Below are 2,827 nucleotides of genomic sequence, written 5' to 3' on the forward strand. Positions count from 1 at the left end.
AAACTCAGTATTTCCCTGTCTCTGGCAGCAGTGAAGGGATTTTTCATTATTTTAATAATTGTTACTTTTATATAACGAATAATCCCTGTGATGCTGTTTATTGGCAGTATTGTTTTAGCAGTGAATAATGTTCAGCTTGAACGCGATAGCGATAAACTGGTCTGCCAGTTACGCCGTAGTGGATGCTGGTAAATAAGATGTGACAATTGACTAACCAGATGAGGTACTTGCGGCAAGAGACGCGCGAGATATTGACCTCGTTCGCCAACTCATCAGTGGAGAACTCCTGATCCTGATGCTCATCAATCCACTGGCACAGGGTACGTAACGTTTGAGGCGTTAATCCCTTGGGTAAGCGCCGCGTTTCCTGCTCACCAGAGGTACTGCCGTGAATCAGTTGATCAAGCTCCGACTGTTCATAGTATTGATGCTTTTCCATCTCCGTCTTTTTCTGCAGCCAGCCGGTGAGCGCTTCTTCAAAACGGGAAGCCTGGAAAGGTTTTATCAGGTAATCAACAACCCCATAGTGGAGTGAGTCTTTGATGGTGGTGGCGTCGGCGGCGGAAGAGATGACAATAACGTCACACTTACAGCCTTCGCTGTGCAAAACGGGTAGTAGATCCAGGCCGTTTTCTTTCTGCATATAAATATCAAGCAAAATCAGGTCGATATGATTCTCGCCATGAAAGAGTATCTCTTTGGCTTTTTCCAGCGTAGAGGCTGTCCCACAGCAATGAAAACCGGAGAGCTGTGCTACATATCGGCGATTTAACTCCGCTACCATTGCGTCGTCATCGACAATTAAGACATTGATCATCTGCTGGCCCTCTCACCATTCCACGGTAACTGTACAAAAAATTGGGTGAAGATCCCAGGTTCAGATTCGACGGAAATATTGCCGCCAACGCTTTCAACCTGCTGTTTAACAAGCGCTAAACCAACGCCCCGTTCGCTTCCTTTTGACGAGACGCCTTTCTCAAAGATGTGGTCAATGCGATCGGGAGCGATCCCCGGACCATCGTCATTAACTTCGCAATGCAACCAGCCGTGTCGATAATGCAAGGATACGCTGATCTCACCACTGGCTTCTTGACCTAGCGCTTCCAGTGCGTTTTCAATCAAATTCCCCAGAACGGTAATCAGCACGGTTACTTGATCTTCATTGCTGGTTTCTGGTAATTGGCTTTCATTGCTAATGACAAGGGTATGACCTAAATCGGATGTGCGATTAATCTTACTGAGTAAAAATCCCGCGATAACCGGGGATTTGATTTTTCCCAGCAATGAACCGATTTCTTCCTGATAGTTGTTGGCTGTCTTAATTATATAAGTTTCCAGCTGCTTATAACTTTTCAGATGCAATAATCCCAGAATCACGTGCAACTTATTCATGAATTCGTGGGATCGTTCACGAAGTGCATCGGCATAGTTGACCATGCCATCCAGGCGCTGCATTAGTTTACGGACCTCAGTCTTGTCCCTGAACGTTGAAATGGCGCCGATGATTTTACCGTTGCTGAGTACCGGTACGGTATTGATCAACAGTAGCCTGTCTTTCACGGTGATCTCTTCATCACGCCGCGGCGTCCCATCGTGTAATACCTCAGAAAAATCGACCACCTGTGACCATGCATGACTGAGCGTGGAGAGTTGCGCATCGTCTTGTGACTTTCGGTAATCCAGTAGTTCCTGGGCCGCCTGGTTTATCAACGTCACTTCACCACTGTCATCAACGGCAATAACACCTTCCTTTATAGAGTGCAACATTGCCTGGCGCTGTTCAAACAGGTTGGATATTTCGTAGGGCTCCAGGCCAAACAGAATGCGCTTGAGAACTTTGACCAACACCCAGGTGCCCAACAAGCCCACCAGAACACCAAATAAGATGGACCAGAAGATGCTGTCGCGGCTGTTATTAATCTGTTCGGTGACTCTGCTTAGCTCAAGGCCAATCGACACGACGCCAATTTGGTGGTGGTTCTCATCATAGATAGGGGTAAACACACGCAGTGCTTTAGCCAGAAAGCCGCGATTAATCGCAACGTTCTCTTTCCCTTGCAGCGCCAGCAAAATATCGTCGCCTTTAAACGGCTGGCCTATTCGCTGCGCTTCGGGATGTGAATAACGGATACTTTGCATATTGGTGATGACGATGAACAAAAAGTCGTTGCTTTTATTCACTGCCTGGGCAATCGCTTGAATGCCACTTTCTCTAGGCGCTTTCTGCAGACCCTGGCGGATCTCCGGGGAGTCAGCCAGGGTTCGTGCCACCGCAAGGGCTTTGTCCGCTAATGCGTTGCGCGTCATATTGCTAATTTGTGAGAAGTAAATCAGATGAACGACAAGCAGCACGGAGAAGAGTACGGCGCTGACCATGAGGATCACGGTGGTGCCGAGCTTCATCGGGCGTTTGCGTATAGCAGTACGTTGCAGAGCGTTTCTCATCACGGTCCAAGGATCACTGATTGTGCGGGTATTATCGCCTGAGGGGGGCCGTAATTCAAAGGCCGTAGGGCGATTATGGGGCCCTGGCGGTTACTCTGCTTATATAGAGTAGAAAACGGATGGGCGTTGCTCTCTTCTATATAGAAGGAATTCCATGACGATTTCAGCTCTTCTTCGCAATGTGAAGGTGGAGATTTTGACGGCTTTGTGGATAACTCTGTGTGTAAATGGGTATAAGGCAGGGTTTTGCTGTGGAATGCAGCAGTCAGTCATTTTTCTGCAATTTAAGGGTTGCGGGCGCCCGAGAACTCCCTATAATGCGCCTCCATCGACACGGCGGATGTGAATCACTTCACACAAACAGCCGGTTCGGTTGAAGAGA

General features: G+C 48.0%; 2 protein-coding genes. Both read right to left on the reverse strand.

Features of this window, described 5'->3' with window-relative positions; translation table 11 throughout:
* Window positions 1-97 precede the first annotated feature (97 nt).
* On the reverse strand, window positions 98-817 hold the full coding sequence (gene dcuR, locus IMQ48_RS00595; protein ID WP_196207497.1) for a two-component system response regulator DcuR: 720 nt from the start codon (window positions 815-817) through the stop codon (window positions 98-100).
* On the reverse strand, window positions 814-2,445 hold the full coding sequence (locus IMQ48_RS00600; protein ID WP_196207498.1) for a sensor histidine kinase: 1,632 nt from the start codon (window positions 2,443-2,445) through the stop codon (window positions 814-816). The genes dcuR and IMQ48_RS00600 overlap by 4 nt, the downstream gene beginning before the upstream one ends.
* Window positions 2,446-2,827 lie beyond the last annotated feature (382 nt).

Source organism: Citrobacter sp. Res13-Sevr-PEB04-36 (assembly GCF_015672735.1).
GTDB lineage: Bacteria > Pseudomonadota > Gammaproteobacteria > Enterobacterales > Enterobacteriaceae > Citrobacter.